The sequence below is a fragment of the Pseudomonas sp. MWU12-2037 genome, from assembly GCF_023242345.1.
GTDB lineage: Bacteria > Pseudomonadota > Gammaproteobacteria > Pseudomonadales > Pseudomonadaceae > Aquipseudomonas > Aquipseudomonas gingeri_D.
Genome location: NZ_JALLIZ010000001.1, coordinates 169,609 through 191,984, shown reverse-complemented (window position 1 = coordinate 191,984; position 22,376 = coordinate 169,609). Strand labels below are relative to the sequence as shown.

The following is a 22,376-nucleotide window of genomic DNA, read 5'->3' as shown; positions in this document are numbered from 1 at the left end:
CAAAATACCATCGTATTGGATCGACAATTACCCAACCCGGTTCCAGACCACAACAGATTAACCAACCTTCTCCAGCTCACCTGCATGAAATCTGACCGCGATAAACACCAAAGGAGCATAAGCCAACAACACACCGGTGAGACCGTCCACCACAGACAAGCCGACACACAAGCCGATGGGCAACAACCAGACGATATTGATCCCGAGTACAGCCAGGGTCACGGGTAAATGACGCCCGACCTGACGCGAGGCAAATTGATAGGCGTGGCTGCGATGGGCCTCATACACCTTGTCTCCACGGAGCAGTCGACGTCCCAGCGTAAACGTCGCATCGACGATAAATACGCCCAGCAAAATCAACCATACCCACAGCAAATGAGGCGAATGCCAAGCGGCCTGGAGAGAAAGCCCTCCCAGCATGATGCCTAGAAAACCGCTGCCTGCATCGCCCATGAAAATACGTGCGGGTGGAAAGTTCCAATAAAGAAAACCGGCCACGGCCAGTGCCAGGCACAGAGGAGCCCAGACCAGGCCCTCATACCCGCCCAATTCATAGACAAGACAAGCACCGAGGCAAACAAAAATAGCCTCGACACTGGCAATCCCGTCAATGCCGTCCATGAAATTATAGAGATTAAGCATCCACACCAGGTAAAAGGCCGCGAGAATGTGCCCCAACCAGCCCAAATTGAACACTGCCCCGAACAGATTGAAGGCCGGCGCCCCCCCCAGACAAAGCAGGATCCAAAAAGAGGCGCCAAAATGAGCCAATAGGCGCCAACGAGCAGCTATATGCCCATGATCATCGAGAAATCCCACTATGGCGACAACGGCGCCGGCCGCAAAAAGTGCCAAGAATATCGCCACTGGCATCATGCCCATCCAGGCTAGAGCCGACAATGCGATCAGGAAACCGAGCACGATCGCCACACCACCACCCCGCGGCGTGGCAACAGAATGGGAACTACGCCCATTGGGAACATCCATCAAACTGCGAGCCAACGCATATCGGCGTAACGCACCGGTCAACAATAATGAGGAGACCAATACGAACGCGCACAGCAGCAAAATCATCATCTAGTTCAAAATTCCTGAAACATTGGCCACAAACAAGCCAAGGCAAAGAGCGAAGCTCGCGAATTCAATCCACCATTCTACGCAACATCGTAATCGCACGTCAGGCTCTGCCTACCGGCAAAAGACATCGGAAGCTCGCGGATGGTGTCGATTCGTCAGAACAGCCAGATGATGGGGCCAGAAAGCGATCGGTCGTGAGGGGTGGTACAGAGCCTCAAGGCAAGTCTGTATCGCTCAGCTCAAAGGGACGGGGTATGAAACCGAATTGGTATTGAGCCTCGGAATGATCAAACACCAGATCCTCGATCATTCGTGAAACCATGGCGGGGGACAGATGCCGATAACGAGGCAGACAACGCGCCATTGAAATGGCCAAGTGCAGAAAAACCACCGGGATGCTGATAATACGCACAGGCAATCGCTGCGCCTCGAATATACGGATCACCATCTCCCGATAGGAAAGCACTTCACCTCCGGAGAGGTTGTAGCCTCCTGCCACCACCGCGGGCGCGGTCAAGGCCCGCAGACAGACCTGAATCAGGTCGTCGGCATGAATGGGTTGACGCAACCCCGTACCACCGCCCGCCAACGGAAAAAAACCAAATCGCAGGATGAATCGGGCGACTTCAGAGACATTTTTATCCCGGCCCAGGCCATAGATCAGGGTGGGACGCAACACCACCCATTCGACCCCATGATCCCCGGCCCAACGTTCCAGGAGCGACTCGCTCGTCGCCAGACGATCAGCCAGCGCCCGCTCGGCAAGGTCCGACGACTCGCGCTTGGTATATCGACTGGTTGAGGAAAGCGCAACGATACGCCTGACCTTGCTTAAGGCAAGGCGCTCCAGATACTCGGGAAGGACCCAGATCGGCGCCAGGCAGACACAGGCGCCGAACTCCAGGCGTGGCCAATCGTCAACGTGCTGCCACGCCACAGTGGAGGAAGGCAGCCGGGCGCGATCACGCGTAAAGGAGATCACCTCAAAACCGGACTGCCGCAACACCGGGACCAGCCGCTCTCCGAGAAAGCTCGCTCCACCCAGGATCGCAACACGCATCTTATGCACCTTTTTTCTGTTTAAAAAATGCGAGCAACCCCATGAGCAGATGGCGAGCAACAACCAAGCTGAAGCGTAGCCAGACGCCAATCACCACACTCACCCACAAAACCCCGGGGTATTGGCGCCGGAAGAACTTCTGATAAAACCGCAACATTCCACGGTGCTTGTGCCACTCCACGAAATAGGGGCGACCACGACTACAGACCCCAAACTGATGACTTACTTTGGCACCCGGCACATACAAGACATCCCAACCCGCCTGACGAAAACGCATGCACCAATCCAGATCCTCGCAGTGGAGAAAATAACCCTCATCCCACAGCCCAACCGACTCAATGGCTTCACGCCGGACAAGCATGCAGGCACCGGAAATGGCTTCCACAACCATGGGCTCACGTGGCAACGGTTGTTCGTGCAACAAGAAGTCGGAGAATGAAGCCGGCAGGAACTTCGAAAACCGAGAGAGCCCGAATGCCCGCAACAAAGCCCTCTTGGGCGTCGGAAAAACGCGCCGGCCACCGGGCTGCTCCGTACCATCAGGGTTGCAGAGGAAGCCCCCTACCATCCCTGAACGCGGATAACTCACCAACGCCTGAATCATGCCATTCAACGCATCGGCAGCCAGCACACAATCCGGGTTGAGAAATAACACATAAGGGGCTGATGTATGGTGGGTACCGATATTGCAAGCGGCAGAAAACCCGAGATTGGAAGCATTGTGCACAACGTGTAACGCCCCCCCCTGCGCCGGCATCAAGCTGTCTAGACTGCCATCCTTTGAGGCGTTGTCCACCACAATCACGCGGGAAGCGCCTGCCCGCCATGCGGACAAGACACTTTCAGAGAGAAACTCGCCTGCATTGTAGTTGACAATAATGACATCGCAACTATTATCTAACAGTGCAGGCGACATTTCTGAAGAGCCCGACTCAAATGAAGCCAGCTCACGGCGGGTCAATAGAAAGTTCAAAACAGTTCAAATCCATATTCCACAAAGTAACAATTCTGATACCCACCTGTTACCTACTGCTAAAATCGTCGGCGCGACGGTCAATGCGAATACTTCCCTGCAACCATAGTCCAATATATAGTAGCCGCAGGCTTTTAAAATAGCTAATGGTCGATAGATAAAGCGTACCAATACTAAAATGACGCCATCAAAATGGCACCACAGAAAAAATAATCATTTCAACATCGACCCATAAACACATCACTCATGAGTCGACGCTTGATCACGCGAGGCACCAGTCTGATGCAGTCGTTCAACTCATCCCCCCTCTCAATGCTGCGCAGCATTTTGAACAACAAGAGTCTGATACGAGCGCTCATTTTCCGAGAGGTCACAGGGCGCTATAAAGGTTCAATATTCGGCCTTTTCTGGCCTTTCGCCACCCCATTATTCATGTTATTGATTTATACATTTTTTTTCAGTGTGGTGTTCAAGACCCGCTGGTCAGGCGGAAGCGACTCGAAGAGCGAGTTTGCCTTGGTACTGTTTGCCGGATTGTTGATCTTCAATCTGTTCTCCGAGTGTGTAAACCGTGCACCCGGCCTGATTCTGAGCAACTCCAATTACGTCAAGAAAATTGTCTTCCCCCTGGAAATCCTCCCGATCGTATCGCTCGGCGCCGCGTTGTTTCACAGCGCTATCAGTCTTCTGGTCTGGCTGCTTTTTTATGTTGTGCTGTTTGGCGCTCCACCGGTGACCGCCCTTTCACTACCGCTGATCGTTCTCCCGCTGACTTTATTGATACTTGGGGTCAGTTGGTTTCTCGCGGCCCTGAGCGTCTACCTGCGTGACCTCAGTCAGTTGATCGGTATTCTGACCACCGCCCTGTTGTTTATGTCACCTGTTTTTTATCCTGTATCAGCACTCCCTGAAAGTTATCGTTTTTTTCTCAAGTCCAATCCTCTGACCCTTCCGATAGAAATGGCCCGCAATGCTCTATTCTGGGGATCCTGGCCACACTGGGAGGGGCTGACTATCTATTATGCCTTCACTTTCCTGGTGGCCTGGCTTGGCTTCATCTGGTTTCAAAAAACACGCAAGGGCTTCGCTGATGTCATCTGAAATGGCGATCCATATTGAGAAGCTGTCAAAGCACTATCATCACTATGAAAAGCACTTTCAGCACTTGCTTAAAATGCTTACCGATCGACGCAAGCAGTATTTCAACGCTCACCCTGTCCTGAAAGATATTAACTTTCAAATAAAAAATAGCGAAACCGTCGACATCATCGGCCGTAGCGGAAGTGGCAGGCCCACCTCGTTGCAACTCATTTGCGGCCTGCTCAATCCCAGCGGCGACAGCATCAAACCCCATGGCCGCATCGATGATTGTCTGTCAACGCACGCGCCCGAGTTGGGGCGGTTGACTGGGCAAATGGAGCACAGCCAACAACCAGATACAAGCAGTATCGCAGAAACCCAGGGAAGCAGAGAAACGGCTTCAAGCACAAAAATCTGAAGTCCAGGCACTGTCAGAGCAAGTCGCCAGCCCGCATCACCAGCTTGCGTCAAAACAAACCGAACTACTGAGTCTCTCAGACTAGGCAATCACCATGGACCGTACACCGCTGCGCCATCTACTACAAAAAATTCTGTTCAACTCGGCTCGCTATGTGTACATCCACCTCCCCCTTGACCCCAGCAAGAAGAGCAAATGGGCCCATAGGGTTCGTCTCTGGCTGAAAGGCAGTGCCGCGTCCATAACGCAAAACCAGCCGTTTTCAACGCTGATGAAGATACCCCAGAAGGGTCCCGAAGCAGCAGCGCCTTACGAAAAGCAGACGGCCGCCTTTATCTTTGGGGTCATTGACTGGCATTTTCGTATCCAGCGTCCACAGAACCTGGCCAAAGAGCTGGCACGAACCGGCCAGGTGACGTTCTACATTTCCAACCACTTCATTGATAACGACCGCCCCGGGTTTGAAGTTGAACCCCTTGAGAGCATAAGTGGTTTATTCCAGATCAGACTGAACGTACTCGGCGCACCAGCCATCTATCACGCCCCTCCCAGCAGCGCCGCGACCAAACAACTGCGCCTGAGCCTGGCGGAGTTGATGCAATGGGCAAAGATCGGAAAGGTGAACTGCATTGTCCAGCACGCCTATTGGTTTCCACTCGCCAGATGCGTTCCCAACTCCACCCTGATCTATGACTGCATGGACCATCACGAGGGGTTTGGCAATGTCGCCCGGGAGCTGCTGGACCTGGAAAAAGCATTGATGCGTCGAGCGGACCTGCTGGTTGCCACGTCAACCTGGATCGAACAGCATGGCAAACGTGAGAACCAGAACGTCAGCGTGATACGCAATGCCGCGGAATACAGCGCGTTCTGCCAAGCACCGCAGCAAGTCTATCGGGATACCCAAAACAGAAAAATCATCGGTTACTACGGCGCGATCGCGGAGTGGTTTGATCTTCAACTCGTCAAGCAGCTTGCCCAGGCCTTTCCCCAGCACCTGGTATTGCTCATAGGCAATGATACGGTCAATGCCAAAAAAACCTTCAAGGGCTGCCCGAACGTTGTCATGCATGGCGAGGTTCCCTACGCTTCCCTGCCGCACTATCTCCATGCAATGGACGTGTGCCTGCTGCCGTTCAAGGTCATTCCCCTGACACTGGCGACCAACCCGGTGAAAGTGTACGAGTACCTGAGCGCCGGCAAGCCCGTGGTATCGGTCAAGCTGCCTGAACTGGATCAATTCGGTCACCTGGTCAATACCGCTGAAAACCCAATGGAGTTTATCGCCGCCGTTCAAAACGTTCTGGAACAGCTCCCCGAACCCTACTCAGCACGCCTGGATCGCCAGCAGTTCGCGCAAACCCAGACCTGGGAACATCGAGCCATTGCCCTGCGCCAGGCGATCGACAGCTTGCCGTCGCCAAGAGTCAGCGTCGTGGTGCTGACCTATAACAACCTGGAGTTGACCCAGGCCTGCCTCAATAGCCTGGTCAACGAAAGCCACTACGAAAACCTTGAGATTATCGTCGTTGACAACAATTCCACCGACGAGACACCGGCGTTTCTGGCCGAGTGGGCCAAGGCCGACCCAGACCGCATCATCATTCTCAACCAGGACAATAAAGGCTTCGCGGCCGGCAACAACCAGGGATTGGCAGCCGCTAGCGGCGACTACCTGGTCATACTGAACAATGACACGATTGTCACGGCCGGCTGGATCAAGGGCCTGATGCGTCATCTGATAGACAATAATGACATCGGCATTATCGGCCCTGTCACCAACAATATTGGCAATGAGGCGCGTATCACCACGCGCTATACCCATCTGAGCGAAATGCACGCCGAGTCCGCGCGCATCACCCGTCAGCACATGGGGCAGTGGTTCGAGATCAATACACTGGCGTTTTTCTGCGTGATGCTGCCACGCTCATCCTATGAACAGATCGGCGGCTTATGCGAAGACTATGGATTGGGCTTTTTCGAAGACGATGACTACTGCCGTCGTATTCAACATCAGGGGATACGCGCCGCCTGTGCCGAAGACGTGTTTGTACACCATCACTTGTCAGCGTCCTTCAACAAGCTCGGCGCAGAAAAAAAGCAGGCGCTTTTTGAAAAAAACAAAGCCATTTATGAAAGCAAGTGGGGGGCCTGGACTCCCCATCGATACCGTGACGCATGAAACATGCAGATAACAGGATCTATAAAGGAATGACCCAGAAGGTACTCTGCATTATACGTCCCAACCAGTCCCTGGCGACCTTGACCGCACGCCTGTTGGAAGGGCTCGATGAGGTACTGCTTGCCGAAAAACCTGATGTCGTCCTGGCTCAAGGCGATACCACGACGGTCATGGCCGCGGCACTGGCTTGCTTTTACCAACGTATTCCATTTGGACATATTGAGGCAGGACTGCGCACCGCGGACCTGTACAACCCGTTCCCCGAGGAGGCGAACCGGGTCATCGTCGGCAGGCTGGCACGCTGGCATTTTGCGCCAACCCAGGGCGCCATGGAAAACCTGTTACAGGAAGGTATTGCCACGACGGCGATCACCATGACCGGAAATACCGTCGTCGATGCACTCTTGATGGCGGCAGCCAGACCGCTTGCCCTTGATATGCAACTGGATGAGAGCAAACGCCTGGTGTTGGTGACCTCCCACCGTCGCGAGAACTTCGGCGCCCCCTTCCGCTCGATATGCCAGGCACTCAGGATGATCGCCGAAAGCAATGCCGATGTGCAGATACTCTATCCTGTACACCCCAACCCCAACGTCAAGGATGTCGCCCACGAAATACTGGGCCAGACGACCAACATCATGCTTTGCGCCCCCCTGGACTATCCACAGTTCGTCGCGGCCATGAAGCGCTCTTATTTGATCATCAGTGACTCCGGCGGTGTTCAGGAAGAAGCTCCGGCCCTTGGTAAACCCGTACTGGTGCTGAGGGAGGGAACCGAGCGCCCCGAAGCCGTCGAGCTTGGAGTGGTAAAGCTGGTCGGTGCGGATCAGGCCACCATCATCGGACAAACTCAGCGATTGCTTGACGATCCCGCGGCCTATAAAGCCATGGCACGGGGTGTCTCTCCTTATGGCGATGGCCTGGCAGCCGGGCGTATCGTCGAAGTTCTGGTACGACATTTTCAAACATGCGAATGATCTATCTGTCCCCGGTCCCCTGGACTAGCTTCAGCCAGCGCTCACATCATTTCGTGGCCTGGTATCACGAACAGACACAGGCGCAGGTGCTATGGATAGATCCATACCCCACAAGACTGCCGAGACAATCCGATTTCAAGCGCAAAACCGCTGCTCCAGCTCCAGCCACCAAAGAGGAGTTGTCCCTTGAGTGGCTACAGGTGGTCAAGCCCAAGGTTTTGCCCATCGAGCCCATTCCGGGCTCGGGTCTGCTTCAAACCTTGCTCTGGCGCGAGATCATCAACAAAGCCCATGCTTTCGCCGCGGAACACCCCTGCATGATTTGCGTCGGTAAACCTTCGGAGCTTGCGCTGCAGCTAATTGAGCGCATGCCCGAAAGCTATGCGGTTTACGATGCCATGGACGATTTTCCGGCCTTCTACAAGGGGATTTCTCGTCGCTCCATGGCCACTCGCGAGCGCTTGCTCGTGGAGCGAGTATCGAAAATCCTGGTCTCCTCCACCGCCATCGGTAAAACGCTGGGCGCCATGGGAGACAAGGTGGAGTTGGCCCTGAATGCTTGCGACATCCAGAAACTGGCTCCCCTCGAATCGCTGGTGCTGGATACCAAGCAGCAGTTGCTGGGTTATGTGGGAACGATTGGTAGCTGGTTCGACTGGGAACTGGTCATTGCGCTGGCAAAGGCCAACCCCGAAAACCGGATTCAACTGATCGGCCCGATCTTTGCCCCCCCGCCCTGCCTGCTACCAGGGAATATCGAGCTATTACCCGAGCGCCCTCATGCCGAGGCCATTGCCGCCATGGCGACGTTCTCGGTTGGCCTGATCCCATTCAAGCTCAATCGTCTGACAGACTCCGTCGATCCGATCAAATACTATGAATACCGCTCGCTTGGCCTGCCGGTGATCTCCACTCGTTTTGGTGAGATGGCCTTGCGTGATGAAGAGGCCGCGGTATGGCTGATCGATGAAAACAGCGATCTACGCCTGACAAGCCGGCAGGCGCTTGACTATCGCTGCAATTTTTCAAGGGTCCAGGCGTTCCGCCAGGACAATCTGTGGGCAACACGCTTTTCAGCAACTCGCTTGCTCTCGGATGCCCGCGCAGGCGCGCCCTCTCGCCCTGGTCGCTGACGATTGCAGTCTCGCGCCGTCCGGCTGATATCAACTTTTATAACGTATTCAGGACCACCCCTCTATGACCGACGCACAACCTCCACTCGTGATGTGGCATGCCAGTCAGGTGACACCGGAAGACCGCCAGGGCTTGCTGAGTCAGAAACCGATCACCGTCTGGTTGACAGGTTTGAGCGCCTCCGGAAAGTCGACCCTGGCCTTTGCGCTGGAACGACGTCTGTTGGACAAGGGGCAACTGTCTTTCGTACTCGATGGCGATAATGTTCGCCATGGGCTCAATAGCAATCTGGGCTTCAGCACCGAGGATCGGGCGGAAAATATCCGCCGCGTGGCAGAAGTGGCGAAATTGATGAACGAGGCCGGGCTCATCGTCATCGCGGCCTTTATTTCCCCCTTCACCCAGGATCGCGCACTGGCCCGGACCATCATCGGAGCCGAGCACTTCCGCGAAGTTCATGTCAGTACCTCATTGGGGGTCTGTGAATCCCGTGATCCGAAAGGTATGTACAACAAAGCCAGATCGGGCAGCTTGCCGAATTTTACCGGAATTTCCTCCCCTTACGAAGCCCCCGAACAGCCCCACTTGAGGATCGACACGCAAAACGTGGGTCTGGACGCCGGGGTGGATCAATTACTCGCCCTGATCAACGGTCCTCATTAATCAGCTCTACCGCTACCTGAACAAGGACGTGTATGTAAACACTGTCGTTCGCGATCACTTTAGGAATCCAGAAGTGCTCGATGACTGCATTTTCGTTATTTTTGGTTGCAGGTGCAGGAGCACATACCCTACCTCTTTGATCATCTACTGGTTTCCTCGCCCAATTGAGGTGGGCTTTCATTTATTCATCGGACTAGGTATTCCGGCTGGACATGATCGACCCCACGGGTATCAGCCTCAGCGGGACAACCCTGCGAAGGGGGTTGCAACCTCAGGGCCTGGTGCTTTATAAAACCACGGCACAGAGCAATATGATGATCCTCATATTCATGACATTCATGATGTTCTGATCGCAGCCCCACTTCCTCTACGCCGTGGGGACCGGCGCCAATAAACTTCTGCAGCTGAATGAAAATGTAAAGGAAATTCGTCTCTGAACACTCGCCGGTGAAAATAGCTTCAAACACCTCAACTACTTGGTACTCTGGAACCAACGTATCGTATTTTGTTTCTTTGGTGATTTCACCGATCATCGCCAGTATAAGGGCAAGACTAGCAAGCAGGCTTTATCCAGTATCTACTCAGCGGCAAACGTCGTATCAGCGGCCTCTCGCAAACACACAGACTGTTGGCCATGGGCGAGCACTTGTTACTGTGCCAAATCCGACACCAAAGAGTTACATGAATATGACAGCAGCGGCATGCTTTTGCGGAGGAAAATTCTGGGCTGTTACACCCGTGGCATTTTTGTAAAAAATGACAATATTTATATAGGTCCGAGCTGTTCGCGAAATATTGACTGCGGATTCCACAGCCATCCGCCCCCCCTTAAGGCAGGCAGCGACGCAGGATTAATTCACTACCATCGACCTCTTTTTTCGAAGCAGAGAGGCCGTCGTGGAGCGGTTATCCATGCGTAAGATTCGAGAAGTACTGCGTCTCAAATTTGAGGTCGGTCTATCTGCCCGCCAGTTTGTCCACCGGCATCTGGCTGGTTACCAGCGTCGAGCGATGCCCGTAGCGGTCGTCCAGCAGCTCCAGTATGTCGCGCCGTTGCGCGGCGGTAAACGGCGCCAGGCCCCAGTCGTCCAGGATCAGCAGGTCGGTCTTGGCGTAGCCGGCCATCATTAGTTTGGCGAAGCGTCCATCGCCATGGGCCAGGCCCAGCCCCTCCATCAAGCGCGGCAGGCGCAGGTAACGGACGCTGTAGCCGTCCCGGCACGCAAACGAGCCAGGTTTTGCCCACGCTGGTTGGGCCGCCGATGATCAGGTTCAGGCCGCCGCGCAACCATTGGCCGCTGCCCAGTTGCAGGATCAGGGATTTATCCAAGTCGCGCAGGCTGCGGTAATCGATATCTTCCAGACAAGCGTTGTGACGCAGTCGGGCGGCTTTGAGTCGAGTGGTCAGGCGGGCGTCTTCGCGCTCGGTCGACCATCAGGCCGAGTCGTTCATCAAAGCTTAGGTCGTTGATATCGGGCGTTGCGTGTTGCTCGCTCAGCGCTTTGATCATCCCGTGCAGTCGTAGGGTTTGCAGCTTGTCGAGTGTCGGATTGGGCAGCATGTTCGTGCTCCTTTTTCAGTCAGTGGTAGTAGCCGGGGCCACGCAGGTTGATGTGCTCGTCGGGCAGCAGCGACAGGTTTTGCTGGGCCAGTGGCAGTCGTTCCAGCCCTTGGCGCAGGATCGATTCGAGGCTTTTGTAACTGCATGCGCCCAGTGCCAGCGCACGCTGGCAAGCGGCTTCCAGCCGCTCTTCGCCGTGCTGTTTGCTCAGGCGCAGGATGCCCAGACAGGCACGGAAGCCGTGCTGCGGATGGATTCGTCGTTCAAGGATGCAGGCGATGACACCAGCTGTGTTGGGCCCCGAATGCTCGGCCCAGCGGATCAGCCGTTGCGGTGTCCATTCGGCATGTTCGCGGTGGCTCTTAGGCATGTGTCCGGTCGGTGTGGTGTGACGGCCTTTGTGTGGCGAGCGCAGGTGGCTGGCCACACGCTGGTTGGCGTGGAAGCACTCGACCGTCTTCGCGGTCAGGCGTACTTCGAGCTGGTGCTTCACCAACTGATACGGCACCGAGTAGTAATGGCCGTCGACTTCGACGTGGTAGTCGATGTGGACTCGTACTTTTTTCCATTCGGCATAGACGTACGGATGTTCCGGCAGCAGTTGCAGTGCTGGTTGATCGATGGCCTCGAAGGTCGAGCGGCGCGAGCCGGGCAACTTCTTGAAAGGCCTTTGGTTGATACGTTCGAGCAGCACGCTGATCGCTGTGTTGAGTTCGCCCAAGGAGAAAAACTGGCGGTTGCGCAGCGCCGCCAGGATCCAGCGTTCGGCCACCTGCACGCCGACTTCGACCTTGGCCTTGTCCCTGGGTTTACGCGAGCGAGCGGGCAGCACGGCAACCCCGTAGTGCTCGTGTAGCTGGAGGCGCCGAGCACGGCAACGAAAATCTGGGTCTGACGGATTTCCCCGGCCTGCCGGTCGATGACCGTTACGGTCTGGCCGGCGTAGTCGACGAACAGCTTCTCGCCGGCGCGATGTTCCTGGCGCGTGACCTCATCGACCTTGGCGTCCCAGAGCCGGTAGTGCTCGCAGAACCAACTGTACTGAAAGCCTTGTGGGTGGCTGAGTCGGTACTCCTGCCAGAGCAGGGCCAAGGTGACACCGGGGCGGCGCAGCTCGGCGTGAGCCCATGCCCAGTCAGGCATTGGGCGTTGCTCTCTGGGAACCGTCGGCGCTGGCGGGAACAGAGATCGTTCCAGTTCAACGTCCGACAATGCCGAGGGCCAAGTCAGCCCGTTGGCAGCAAAGCGATTGAGGTAATCACCGACAGTGGCTCGCTCGACTTGCAAGCTGACCGCAATCTGGCGGGCAGATAGACCGACCTCAAATTTGAGACACAGTACTTCTCGAATCTTACGCATGGATAACCGCTCCACGACGGCCTCTCTGCTTCGAAAAAAGAGGTCGATGGTAGTGAATTAATCCTGCGTCGCTGCCTGCCTTAAGGGGGACCGGATGGCTGTGGAATGGGTGACCGGATGGCCGTGGAATCCGCATCCAGAAGGCTGGCCGGTGTTTGCCGCTGGATATTCCAGCGGCGAGTTTGCTGGCGTATTCGTTTCAAAGCCTCGGTACTGTCAGCAGGCTAGAAGCTGGTGAACCGGCGTCCATTATTACCCTGTGCCTCTCGTGGCCGAAAGGTGAATCCTAGAAACGTGAACTGCGTACCCCCGGTGTCAGCGGCTTACCGATCCCGGCTTGCCCCAGTTGCTCCGATTCATACTGTTGGACCCAGCGTCGAACGGCCGAATCGACCAGATTGAGATCCCGGCAGACCTGTGAAACGGCCAACCCCTGGTCTGTGATCATTTTCACGACTTGCAGCTTGAAGCTGTCGTCGAATGTCCTGCGCTTGTCGGTCATGAAAAACTCCTCGATAGATGCATTTTCCACCTATCGGGGTGTCCGGGGAAATTAAACCACCACACCTAAACGGGGCAACATGACGGAAAGCTGGCCACCTTAATGCCCAAACCGCCCGGCTCATAAAAAATTGATTCATAAAGCCTATTAAAGAAAGATGACTCACTGGCAGTCTTCAGACTAAAATGCTTTTTTCTATTGGTCGCGCGGGTGGCATATGAATGTGCATAACCCTGACGTCAACATTGTAAGTAAACGAGTGTCTAGTGCAGATAATTATTCCAATGTCAGGTTTCGGCGAGCGCTTCCGCCGGGCGGGCTACACGGTCCCAAAACCCCTTATTGAAATTGACGGCAAACCAATCATCGCCCATGTCATCGACATGTTTCCAGGCGAAACGGATTTTATTTTTATTTGCAATCAGGATCATCTGGATGATCCTGATTACCGTATGGCGCCCATTCTGCAATGTTATTGTCCCACAGGTCAGATAATCGGTATCCCTGCGCACAAGCTCGGCCCGATCCATGCCGTTCGTCAGATTGAACACCTGATCGACGCCAATCGCCCAATTATCGTCAACTATTGCGATTTCAGCTGCTACTGGGATTGGCAGCACTTCAAGCATTTCGTCAAAGCCACCGCATGCGTAGGTGCGATCCCGGCTTACAAAGGTTTCCACCCGCATACCCTGGGCAGCACCAACTACGCCTATATTCGCGAGACACATGGCTGGGTCGACGACATTCAAGAGAAGCAGCCTTACACCGACAATCGCATGGAGGAGTTCGCCTCCAGCGGGACCTACTATTTCGACTCGGGCAAGACCATGAGCGAAGCGTTCCGCGACACCATGGACCAACAACTCAATGTAGGTGGCGAATACTACGTCAGCCTAGCCTACAAGCCGCTGCTGGCAAACAAGCAGCCTGTCGCGGTCTATTCCCTGCAGCACTTCATGCAGTGGGGCACTCCGGACGACGTGCGGGAGTACAATGGCTGGTCGGCGGCTTTCGAGACAATGAGTCGTCAGACACAAGGTGCCGAGACCAAACCCATCGGCGCCTTGGTAATCCCGATGGCAGGTATGGGACAACGATTCGTCAACGAAGGTTACACACTGACCAAACCACTGATCCCCGTGTCCGGCAAACCAATGGTTACTCAGGCCACAGAGGACTTGCCCAAGGCCGAGCACCATGCATTCGTTCTACGCAAGAACATGCCCGGCTATGCAGAGATTGCCAGGGAACTAGAGCAAGCATTCCCCCGCACCGTGATCGAAACCGTTGCGCAAGTCACTCAAGGCCAGGCCTGTACCGCACTACTCGGCCTGGAAGCTCTGGAACGTGCCATCGCCGATGTCCACGGCCCGATCACCTTCGGGGCTTGTGATAATGGTGCCCTTTATGACGAGAAGGCTTTCCAGACCCTCATCGAGACCCCAGATGTGGACATCATCATCTGGGGAGTACGAGGGCATGCGAATGCCATCCGTCATCCACAGATGTTCGGCTGGATCGATGCAACGAATGGCCGAATTCATAGGATCTCGGTGAAGACTCCGCTGGAGTCTCCAGCAACAGACCCAATCGTATTAGGCACCTTCACGTTCCGCCGCGCCGAAGATTTTCGCAAGGTAGTCTCACGATTGATTGAACGTGACGGCCGTATCAATGGCGAGTTTTATATTGACTCAACCATTAACGACGCTATCGAATTGGGCTTGCGCTGTGAACTGTTCGAAGTAGACAGTTTCTTGTCATGGGGTACTCCGAACGACCTGCGCACATTCGAATATTGGCAGTCCTGCTTCCACAAATGGCCAGGGCACTCCTATCGCCTGCAGAACGATGGTCGGATACCCTCCGACGCCGTCGCCGAACTTGAAGCACGCTATCAAACGACCGTGCCAGCAATGCCAGGCGCCCAGGCATGATCAAGCGTGAGCTTGCCGTATTTCTGGTCGTAGGCTCATTGACCGTGCTGATCGACTTCCTGACCTATCGCGGCCTGGTCTGGAGCGCATGGATGGATGTCGACCTGGCAAAGGCCGCGGGCTTTCTGACGGGCACCCTGTTTGCGTACTTCGCAAACAGGGTGTGGACATTTGGCCAGCAGGCGCACGCCCCCGGCAGTGTCTGGCGATTCGCCTTGCTCTATGCGATAACACTGAGCGCCAACGTGCTGGTCAACGCCGGCTGTCTGTCGTTGTTCAGTTCAGTGTCCATTACAGTACAACTGGCGTTTCTGATTGCAACGGGTGTATCGGCCGTCCTCAACTTCCTGGGAATGAAGTTGTTTGTATTCAAGGCCAGCGCATCGACGGAGAAATCATGAAGTTTTCGCTCATTATCCCTTGCTACAACGAATCGGCAAACCTGCCTTTGCTGCTGGAGCGCTGCAAAGGCCTGGCCGAACGCCCTGGTGTGGAGGTCATTCTGGTCGACAATGGCTCCACTGATGACAGCCCACAGGTGCTGCAGCGTCTCCTGCCGGCCTATCCAGGCTGCAGAAGCGTGAGGGTAGAAGTCAATCAGGGCTATGGTTTCGGCATCCTTTCCGGCCTGCGTGCCGCCGAAGGCGAAATTCTCGGCTGGACTCATGCAGACCTGCAAACCGATCCCATGGACGCCTTGCGTGGTCTGGAGTTTTTTGATCACCATGGCCCGAATATCTTTGTTAAAGGTCGTCGCTTCGGCCGCCCCTTGGCCGACGTTGCGTTCACGTTCGGTATGAGCGTTTTCGAAACGGTACTGCTGGGCAAACCCATGTGGGACATCAACGCGCAGCCGACGATGTTCTCCAAGACTTTTTTTCAACGCTGGCAAGCCGCGCCATCCGATTTTGCGCTCGACCTGTATGCGTACTACCAGGCTCATGTACAGGGCCTTAAGATTTATCGATTTGCCGTGCGTTTTGGTGAGCGCGCCCATGGTGTTTCTCACTGGAACGTCAACTGGGCTGCCAAACGAAAATTCATCCGCAGAACTGTCGATTTCAGTTTGCAACTTAAGAAGAGTCTAAGGACATGAAGCTCATATCGCATCGGCGTAATACCCGCCAGGAACTCAATGCCACAGAGGGGAAATATGGCATTGAGGTCGACATTCGCAGCTACGGCAACGATCTGATCATTCATCATGACCCGTGTGTACAAGGTGAGTCGTTTGATGAGTGGATTGCCGACTATCGGCACGGGACCCTGATTCTGAACGTCAAGGAAGAAGGTCTGGAAGCACGCTTGATTACAGTGATGAAGGAAAAGGGCATCGAAGACTACTTCTTCCTCGATCAATCCTTTCCGTTCCTCATCAAATGGTCCAAAGCTGGCGAACGCCGTTGCGCCGTGCGGGTATCCGAGTTCGAGTCGATTGAAACCGCGATGACACTGGCAGGCAAGGTGGAGTGGGTGTGGGTCGACTGCTTCAACCAGTTCCCACTCACTCATGAAGATGCCAAGCGACTCCAGGAGGCAGGCTTCAAACTGTGTCTGGTCTCCCCCGAGCTTCAGGGCCGCGATGCCGAAACCGAAATCCCCCGGCTGGCGAAACTCTTGACTGATCGCAATATTGTCGCCGAAGCGGTTTGCACCAAACGACCTGACATCTGGGAAACGTTGGCTGCGTACGCATGAACATAAAGGTTTTCTACCAGCCGGCCTTTCTGGTCGGGCTGGTGCTTCGACTGGTACTTGTACTTTGGGTTGCTCCTGCCCCTGTCACTGAATGGTACCTTCCATTCCTTGATAGCAGCACCAGCACGCTGACACTTGATCCCTGGAGTACGTGGCTGAATCAGGGAGGCATCATTACCGCGTTCCCGTATGGCTACGTGATGTGGGTGGCCTTCCTGCCAGCGATCCTCCTGTGCAAAACACTCTCGCTGCCCTTGATACTCGGCTACGGCCTGACACTGTTATGCGCAGATTTCTTGCTACTGGTCGTGCTCAGAAAAATAGTGCCCAGTCGCGACCGTTTGCTGGTTTGGGTGTACTGGCTATCACCAATCGTGATCGTCGGCAGCTATGTACTCGGGTTCAACGATTTGATCCCGGTACTGCTACTAGCGTGGTCGCTGTATTTTTTCAAGCGTGTTCGCTTGATACTCACGGGCGCGGTCTTTGTCACAGCCATTTCGGCAAAGCTGAGCATGGTGCTGGCACTGCCCTTCTTTCTGATCTACCTGCAGCATAACCGGCCTCTGCGCCAACATCTGCCACGCCTTCTGATCGGACTTATCGTGGGCATGGTGGCAACTCTGGTGCCGTTTCTACTGTCCAGTGCCGGTGTCAGTATGCTGATCAACAACCCGGAAATTGACAAGATATACCGGTTGGCATTCAGTATCGGGGACAGCACTCATCTATATGTCGTACCGCTAGCCTACCTACTAATGATCTATGCAGCCTGGCGGATAAAACGTCCAAACTTCGAGCTTTTCCATGCCATGCTCGGCATCGTGTTCTTGCTTGTCGTACTGATGACACCTGCCTCTCCGGGGTGGTTTATCTGGGCCATCCCCCCACTGGTAGCTTACCAGGCAGCCAGCAATCGTGTAGCCATTGCCATTACCGGGATTTTTTCGCTGCTCTATGTGGCGAGCGCGCTACTGATCACCCCGGATGCCAAGCTGCTTGTGGACCAGACTAACTGGTTGCCACAGGGGAGCAGTCAATGGCTCTTTGGTGGCAAGCTATCATCGTTGGTGCATACCGCCATGGTTGCTGCGGGCATCGTCCTGGCCATCCGAATCTGGCGCGAGTCGGTCAGCCGTAACGATTACTTCCGCCTGAGCCGCAAGCCATTCGTGATTGGTGTCGCGGGTGATTCGGGCGCAGGCAAGGATACTTTTTCGGACGCCATCAAAGGACTGTTTGGCGGCCACTCAGTCACGACCCTTTCCGGTGACGACTACCACCTGTGGGATCGCCAGAAACCGATGTGGCAGGTGATGACACACCTGAACCCCATGGCCAACGACCTGGAAGGCTTTGCCAGCGACCTGGTGAAACTGACTGACTCCAAACACATCCAGTCACGGCACTACGATCATCAAACTGGCCGCATGAGCCGCCCCTTCATGATCAAGAGCAACGACTTCGTAATTGCAAGTGGCCTGCATACCCTTTACATGCCGATCCTCCGTGAGTGCTACAACCTGAGCGTCTACCTGGACATCGACGAAGGTTTACGGCGCCACTTCAAGCTTCAACGCGACGTGCACCAGCGTGGCCACACCGTAGAGAAAGTGCTTGCCTCCTTCGAGCGCAGAGAACCGGACTCAGCACGGTTCATTCGCCCGCAAGCCGCACATGCGGATCTGGTGCTGTCCCTGCAACCGATACATCCTCGCATTCTGGAAGGTGTCGGCAAGCCCCCCCCCCTGCACTTCAAGATCGTTGCACGCTCGCGCAACGGCCTGAATGAACTATCACTCACACGGGTACTGGTTGGGGTTTGCGGTCTGCATGTCGACATGTGCAACCGCAATGACACCACAGAAGTTGAATTGACGATCGAAGGCGAAACATCTGCCCAGGACATCGAAATGGCCGCGCGAATGATCTGCCCGCGCATCTTCGAATTCCTCGACATCAAGCCACAGTGGCAAGACGGCGTCATGGGGTTAATGCAGCTGATTACCCTATCCCATATCAACCAAGCACTGACAAAACGGTTCATATAGTGAAGATTTTTGCACCTGAGCGGTTCAATCGCCTCCCTGACGCTATACTGTTCGACACCGATAACACGCTTTACCCTTATGACCCAGCACATGCTGCGGCGCAACAGGCCGTCCGAGATAAAGTAGTCACTACCTTCTCGATCAAACCGGAAGTGTTTGACGTAGCCTTCAAGGAAGCCCGCGAACAGGTCAAGACTCGCCTTAAACATACGGCGTCTTCACATAGCCGCCTTCTGTACCTTCAGCGCATGCTCGAAATCATGGGCCTAGGCTCGCAGGTCCTTTTGGCGCTGGACTTTGAACAGACCTATTGGCGTACCTTCCTCAGCAACGCCGTGCTGTTCGACGAGGTGAAGGACTTGTTGGACGACCTGCGCTTGCTCGGCATTCCAACCGCGATCGTGACCGACCTGACAGCTCAGATTCAATTTCGCAAGGTGGTCTACTTTGGGCTCGATCAATACTTCGACTACATCGTGACCAGCGAAGAAGCCGGGTTCGACAAACCTCATGCGGCACCTTTTGAAATCGCTCTGGAAAAAATGCGACCCAAAGGCAATAGCATCTGGATGATCGGCGACAACCCGATCAACGATATCCGCGGCGGTCGCGAGCAGATCAATGCCATAACCCTGCAAAAGATCCATACCGGTACACCGCTAGGCATTGAGGAAAACGCTCCAGATGCCGCCTTCACCGAGTTTCGTGACCTGCGTCGCCTGATTGCCAGGCTTGGAGAGAAAAATGAACTTGCATGATTCGGTTCGCCAATTTTGCTCTGAAATTGGTAAAGATCCGCTGCTGGTCCAAGGCGCCGGTGGGAACGTCTCCTGGAAGGAGAACGATGCCCTCTGGATCAAGGCATCCGGCACTTGGCTGGCAGATGCCAGTGAAAAAGACATCTTTGTACCGGTAAAACTGGGCCAACTGACTACAGCCCTTGAAAACCGGGACTTTGCCGTGGTGCCGCAAACCGTCGAGCCTCATCCGCTGAAACCTTCGATCGAAACACTGCTGCATGCCCTGATGCCTCAGCGCATCGTGGTCCACCTGCACGCCATCGAGGTGCTCACGCACCTAGTTCGCAAAGACTTCGATCTGGCCAATTACCCGGACCTGGACACGTTGCTCAACGCGCGTAGCGTTGAATACTGCAAGCCTGGTGCTGAACTCGCAGAAGCCGTCGCCAAGCAGCTCGACAGTACCAACAGTACGCGCGTGGTCTTCCTGAAGAACCATGGCGTGATTATTGGTGGCGACAACATAGCCGAGATTGGCGAAATACTCGGCTACCTGACTCGTTTTTTTGCCACGCCTGCGGTCAACCAACCGATCATCGCACCCCGTCAGTCGCTGAGCCTGATCAATGGCGTCGAATTTTCCCCCATTGCGCTTGAACAGCTTCATGAGATCGCTACCGCGCCCGCTTTGGTTGACCGGCTAAACGACAGTTGGGCGCTGTATCCAGACCATATTGTTTTTCTCGGTCCATATCCACGCCTGTTCGCAACGCCTGAAGAAGCAAAGGCCAGCCTGGAAAAAGAAGCCGAACTGCCCGATGTCATCTTCGTGCGCGGCCTGGGCACGTTTACCCGCGACAAGATGAACAAAGCGAAAGTCGCACAACTGCTTTGCTATTACGATGTAATGACGAAATTGAATGACGGAGCCAAACTGTCGACGCTGAGCGATACGCAGATTTCCGAGTTGATTGACTGGGATGCCGAGAAGTACAGAAGAGGTTTGAATGACGTTAAGTAAGCGCTTCATCAACCGGCAGTACCTGTCCATCTTGGCTTGCGTGTTACTGACCGCCATGGTGAGTATCTACACTATGGTGACCTATGTTAAAGGCCCCCTCAATGGTAACTTTGATCATTACCTGATGCAGGCTGATCGCTGGGGCATCCCCGAAGCCGTCAAGGCGCACGGCGTTACCCCGCTCTACTTGGACGAATGGAATTCGGGCTGGGACGGTCAGTTCTACTACTACATTGCAAACGATTTGCTCGCGCAGAAAGATACTTCCAGCCACATCGACGCCGATGCCTACCGCTACCAAAGAGTCGGTATCCCCGTGCTGTCCAAGCTCCTATCGCTTATTCTATTTCAGGATTGGGTTAGCCCTTTCATCTACTACCTCACACACTTTGTACTGATACTACTTGGCACGGCTGTCGCAGCACAGTTTTTTATCAAAAAAGGTGTACCGGTCTACTGGATCATTCCTTGGTCCATTAGTATGGGTACTCAGATAACGCTGCTGAACGGGCTTCCCGATGGAGCCGCGGATGCGCTGCTCATTGTCAGTATGGTGGCTGCTTATCAAAAGAAATTTTGGATATACTCCGTCACTATTACCTTTGCTTGCCTGTCGAGAGAAGCGTATGTGGCGTTCCCGGCGATCCTCTTCGGTACCCAACTCCTTGAGCGCCTGATCAAGCAAAAATCGATCAGACCCTACTCAGATTTATTCTTTCTGCTTTGCCCTCTGATCATTTTCATTGCCTGGCAGTCTTTCATCCGAATACATTTTACAATGACACCGGCGGAACAAAGCGCTTTAGTTCTTGGCTTTCCGCTAAAAAGCCTAATAATGCATCTCATTGCGGGACTACAGGGACATTACCCCAATATGGGTAGTGGCTGGGACTCGTACATGGCAGGCACAGGCTTGGCACTGTTCTCTGTTTTATTAGCTTGGACATTCTGGGCTATTGCGAAAACATCACCTGTAAAATCGATTCTTAAGGGAGATATTATAAGAAACACCACTGGGGCATTTACGCTCACGCTATGTCTGCTGTACCTTTGCTTTGGTGACACCGTCATCTGGAACTTTACTGGTTACATGAAGGCAGGCGGCTTATTCCTGTTTTGTATTCCTTTCATGGCAGCGATCACACACCGCATATTGCATCAGTCTACCTTTGTGCTGGCAATGATCATCACTGTATTTTTCTGCTGGCAAGGTTGGATACTGAGAGTTCATCAACCCCCTATCAAATACAAATTCGACGCTAATTGCCATCACCTGAAAATTGATATCCATGGTACTTGCCTTGAGCATTTTGTATGGCAAGGTGATGAACTAGCAGGTCTGGTAGGCTCACCAAAAGACGGAAAGCGTATAGCTCTGCAGGGCCAAACGCGTACGGGGTTTATGTCCTATGGACCTTACATCGAGTTGCCCAAAGGAAAGTACCGGGTGGAACTATCCATTTCAGGTGACGGCACAGACTTGGGTTACACGGATATCATTGGAGTAGACGCGACCAATAAGGCGGTCACACTCGCGAAAAAAACACTCCGGGCGGGCAGCGAAGTCAAGCTCGAGACCGAGCTTGATGTGGCAGATAGCTTTGTGAGAAACCTTGAGGTTCGAACCTGGTATCAATCAGGTAACCTTTCGGTAGAGTCACTAACCATAGAAAGATTGGTCGACGAGGAAAAATAAGCCTTTGACGTTCATGCGCCGGAAACGCGGATTCCAAGACATCCAACCCACCAACATCCGGGCAGGTAGTGGAGCGCATAACGACCATCGACCTCCACAAAATAGTCGATGTGTCCTCACATTTTTTTCATTCGACGTAAAAGTATGGATGTTCTGTGTGCGGTCCATGAATCCAACTCCCCAAAGGTGGGTTAGCGATTTACTTTGGCATTTCCGGCGAGCAGTTCCACGGCAGTAAGGCTT

Annotated in this window: 18 protein-coding genes and 3 pseudogenes; 14 read left to right on the top strand and 7 right to left on the bottom strand. The window is 54.3% G+C overall.

The features are described from left to right. Nucleotides 1-57 precede the first annotated feature (57 nt). The 3 genes from M5B42_RS00885 to M5B42_RS00875 form a co-directional block, all read right to left on the bottom strand. On the bottom strand, nt 58-1,077 hold the full coding sequence (locus M5B42_RS00885) for a glycosyltransferase family 4 protein (RefSeq protein ID WP_248744770.1): 1,020 nt from the start codon (nt 1,075-1,077) through the stop codon (nt 58-60). A gap of 214 nt (nt 1,078-1,291) precedes the next feature. Then, nucleotides 1,292-2,137, bottom strand: a complete 846-nt coding sequence (locus M5B42_RS00880) for an NAD(P)-dependent oxidoreductase (protein WP_248744769.1) — start codon at nt 2,135-2,137, stop codon at nt 1,292-1,294. Nucleotide 2,138: 1 nt separating this feature from the next. After that, nucleotides 2,139-3,110, bottom strand: coding sequence for a glycosyltransferase family 2 protein (locus M5B42_RS00875; RefSeq protein WP_248744768.1), 972 nt, complete (start codon nt 3,108-3,110; stop codon nt 2,139-2,141). 282 nt (nt 3,111-3,392) lie between these two features. Between M5B42_RS00875 and M5B42_RS00870 the strand changes: the two genes are divergently transcribed. From M5B42_RS00870 to cysC, 6 genes are all read left to right on the top strand, one after another. After that, nucleotides 3,393-4,211, top strand: coding sequence for an ABC transporter permease (locus M5B42_RS00870; protein ID WP_248744767.1), 819 nt, complete (start codon nt 3,393-3,395; stop codon nt 4,209-4,211). Next, entirely contained in the window at nt 4,201-4,608 is a 408-nt protein-coding gene (locus M5B42_RS00865) for an ATP-binding cassette domain-containing protein (RefSeq protein WP_248744766.1), read from the top strand. The genes M5B42_RS00870 and M5B42_RS00865 overlap by 11 nt, the downstream gene beginning before the upstream one ends. 94 nt (nt 4,609-4,702) lie before the next feature. Next, nucleotides 4,703-6,790 carry a glycosyltransferase gene (locus M5B42_RS00860; protein WP_248744765.1) on the top strand — a complete coding sequence of 696 codons (2,088 nt, stop codon included), beginning with the start codon at nt 4,703-4,705 and terminating at the stop codon, nt 6,788-6,790. Between the two features lie 29 nt (nt 6,791-6,819). Next, complete coding sequence (wecB, locus tag M5B42_RS00855) at nt 6,820-7,767, top strand: UDP-N-acetylglucosamine 2-epimerase (non-hydrolyzing) (protein ID WP_248744764.1); 948 nt, start codon at nt 6,820-6,822, stop codon at nt 7,765-7,767. Beyond that, nucleotides 7,758-8,900: a glycosyl transferase gene (locus M5B42_RS00850; protein ID WP_248744763.1), complete on the top strand. Its 1,143-nt coding sequence runs from the start codon at nt 7,758-7,760 to the stop codon at nt 8,898-8,900. The genes wecB and M5B42_RS00850 overlap by 10 nt, the downstream gene beginning before the upstream one ends. A gap of 64 nt (nt 8,901-8,964) precedes the next feature. Next, complete coding sequence (cysC, locus tag M5B42_RS00845; protein WP_248744762.1) at nt 8,965-9,564, top strand: adenylyl-sulfate kinase; 600 nt, start codon at nt 8,965-8,967, stop codon at nt 9,562-9,564. 185 nt (nt 9,565-9,749) lie between these two features. Here the strand turns inward: cysC and M5B42_RS00840 are convergent, their stop codons facing one another. From M5B42_RS00840 to M5B42_RS00825, 4 genes and pseudogenes are all read right to left on the bottom strand, one after another. Then, nucleotides 9,750-10,097 carry a hypothetical protein gene (locus tag M5B42_RS00840; protein ID WP_248744761.1) on the bottom strand — a complete coding sequence of 116 codons (348 nt, stop codon included), beginning with the start codon at nt 10,095-10,097 and terminating at the stop codon, nt 9,750-9,752. 442 nt (nt 10,098-10,539) lie between these two features. Continuing rightward, nucleotides 10,540-11,126 (bottom strand): annotated as a pseudogene (locus M5B42_RS00835) (ATP-binding protein); the annotation flags it as partial. A gap of 19 nt (nt 11,127-11,145) precedes the next feature. Then, nucleotides 11,146-12,485 (bottom strand): annotated as a pseudogene (locus M5B42_RS00830) (IS21 family transposase). A gap of 313 nt (nt 12,486-12,798) precedes the next feature. Next, nucleotides 12,799-12,987 (bottom strand): annotated as a pseudogene (locus tag M5B42_RS00825) (transposase); the annotation flags it as partial. 266 nt (nt 12,988-13,253) lie between these two features. On the opposite strand from M5B42_RS00825, the gene M5B42_RS00820 reads away from it, so the two are divergent. Genes M5B42_RS00820 through M5B42_RS00785 form a run of 8 tightly spaced genes read left to right on the top strand, consistent with a single transcriptional unit; the run spans nt 13,254 to nt 22,133 of the window. After that, complete coding sequence (locus M5B42_RS00820) at nt 13,254-14,927, top strand: sugar phosphate nucleotidyltransferase (RefSeq protein WP_248744760.1); 1,674 nt, start codon at nt 13,254-13,256, stop codon at nt 14,925-14,927. Further along, nucleotides 14,924-15,328 carry a GtrA family protein gene (locus M5B42_RS00815; protein WP_248744759.1) on the top strand — a complete coding sequence of 135 codons (405 nt, stop codon included), beginning with the start codon at nt 14,924-14,926 and terminating at the stop codon, nt 15,326-15,328. Before M5B42_RS00820 ends, M5B42_RS00815 begins: the two co-directional genes overlap by 4 nt. After that, the gene (locus M5B42_RS00810; RefSeq protein WP_248744758.1) at nt 15,325-16,023 is read left to right on the top strand and encodes a glycosyltransferase family 2 protein; all 699 of its coding nucleotides are present in this window, start codon (nt 15,325-15,327) and stop codon (nt 16,021-16,023) included. Before M5B42_RS00815 ends, M5B42_RS00810 begins: the two co-directional genes overlap by 4 nt. Beyond that, nucleotides 16,020-16,625, top strand: coding sequence for a phosphatidylinositol-specific phospholipase C/glycerophosphodiester phosphodiesterase family protein (locus tag M5B42_RS00805; protein WP_248744757.1), 606 nt, complete (start codon nt 16,020-16,022; stop codon nt 16,623-16,625). Before M5B42_RS00810 ends, M5B42_RS00805 begins: the two co-directional genes overlap by 4 nt. Next, nucleotides 16,622-18,676 carry a hypothetical protein gene (locus tag M5B42_RS00800; protein ID WP_248744756.1) on the top strand — a complete coding sequence of 685 codons (2,055 nt, stop codon included), beginning with the start codon at nt 16,622-16,624 and terminating at the stop codon, nt 18,674-18,676. Before M5B42_RS00805 ends, M5B42_RS00800 begins: the two co-directional genes overlap by 4 nt. Beyond that, nucleotides 18,676-19,434: an HAD family hydrolase gene (locus M5B42_RS00795; RefSeq protein ID WP_248744755.1), complete on the top strand. Its 759-nt coding sequence runs from the start codon at nt 18,676-18,678 to the stop codon at nt 19,432-19,434. Before M5B42_RS00800 ends, M5B42_RS00795 begins: the two co-directional genes overlap by 1 nt. Beyond that, a complete protein-coding gene (locus tag M5B42_RS00790) occupies nt 19,421-20,437 on the top strand; it encodes a class II aldolase/adducin family protein (protein WP_248744754.1) in 1,017 nt (338 codons plus the stop codon). Before M5B42_RS00795 ends, M5B42_RS00790 begins: the two co-directional genes overlap by 14 nt. Continuing rightward, complete coding sequence (locus M5B42_RS00785; RefSeq protein ID WP_248744753.1) at nt 20,424-22,133, top strand: hypothetical protein; 1,710 nt, start codon at nt 20,424-20,426, stop codon at nt 22,131-22,133. The genes M5B42_RS00790 and M5B42_RS00785 overlap by 14 nt, the downstream gene beginning before the upstream one ends. Nucleotides 22,134-22,376 lie beyond the last annotated feature (243 nt).

What these genes read in the sequence shown, in the direction of transcription:
- M5B42_RS00785 (WP_248744753.1), top strand. Translation starts at nt 20,424, where the DNA reads ATGACGTTAAGTAAGCGCTTCATCAACCGGCAGTACCTGTCCATCTTG.
- M5B42_RS00800 (WP_248744756.1), top strand. Translation starts at nt 16,622, where the DNA reads ATGAACATAAAGGTTTTCTACCAGCCGGCCTTTCTGGTCGGGCTGGTG.
- M5B42_RS00840 (WP_248744761.1), bottom strand. Translation starts at nt 10,097, where the DNA reads ATGATCGGTGAAATCACCAAAGAAACAAAATACGATACGTTGGTTCCA.
- M5B42_RS00790 (WP_248744754.1), top strand. Translation starts at nt 19,421, where the DNA reads ATGAACTTGCATGATTCGGTTCGCCAATTTTGCTCTGAAATTGGTAAA.
- M5B42_RS00885 (WP_248744770.1), bottom strand. Translation starts at nt 1,077, where the DNA reads ATGATGATTTTGCTGCTGTGCGCGTTCGTATTGGTCTCCTCATTATTG.
- M5B42_RS00850 (WP_248744763.1), top strand. Translation starts at nt 7,758, where the DNA reads ATGCGAATGATCTATCTGTCCCCGGTCCCCTGGACTAGCTTCAGCCAG.
- M5B42_RS00870 (WP_248744767.1), top strand. Translation starts at nt 3,393, where the DNA reads ATGCAGTCGTTCAACTCATCCCCCCTCTCAATGCTGCGCAGCATTTTG.
- M5B42_RS00810 (WP_248744758.1), top strand. Translation starts at nt 15,325, where the DNA reads ATGAAGTTTTCGCTCATTATCCCTTGCTACAACGAATCGGCAAACCTG.
- M5B42_RS00860 (WP_248744765.1), top strand. Translation starts at nt 4,703, where the DNA reads ATGGACCGTACACCGCTGCGCCATCTACTACAAAAAATTCTGTTCAAC.
- wecB (WP_248744764.1), top strand. Translation starts at nt 6,820, where the DNA reads ATGACCCAGAAGGTACTCTGCATTATACGTCCCAACCAGTCCCTGGCG.
- M5B42_RS00815 (WP_248744759.1), top strand. Translation starts at nt 14,924, where the DNA reads ATGATCAAGCGTGAGCTTGCCGTATTTCTGGTCGTAGGCTCATTGACC.
- M5B42_RS00865 (WP_248744766.1), top strand. Translation starts at nt 4,201, where the DNA reads ATGTCATCTGAAATGGCGATCCATATTGAGAAGCTGTCAAAGCACTAT.
- M5B42_RS00805 (WP_248744757.1), top strand. Translation starts at nt 16,020, where the DNA reads ATGAAGCTCATATCGCATCGGCGTAATACCCGCCAGGAACTCAATGCC.
- cysC (WP_248744762.1), top strand. Translation starts at nt 8,965, where the DNA reads ATGACCGACGCACAACCTCCACTCGTGATGTGGCATGCCAGTCAGGTG.
- M5B42_RS00880 (WP_248744769.1), bottom strand. Translation starts at nt 2,137, where the DNA reads ATGCGTGTTGCGATCCTGGGTGGAGCGAGCTTTCTCGGAGAGCGGCTG.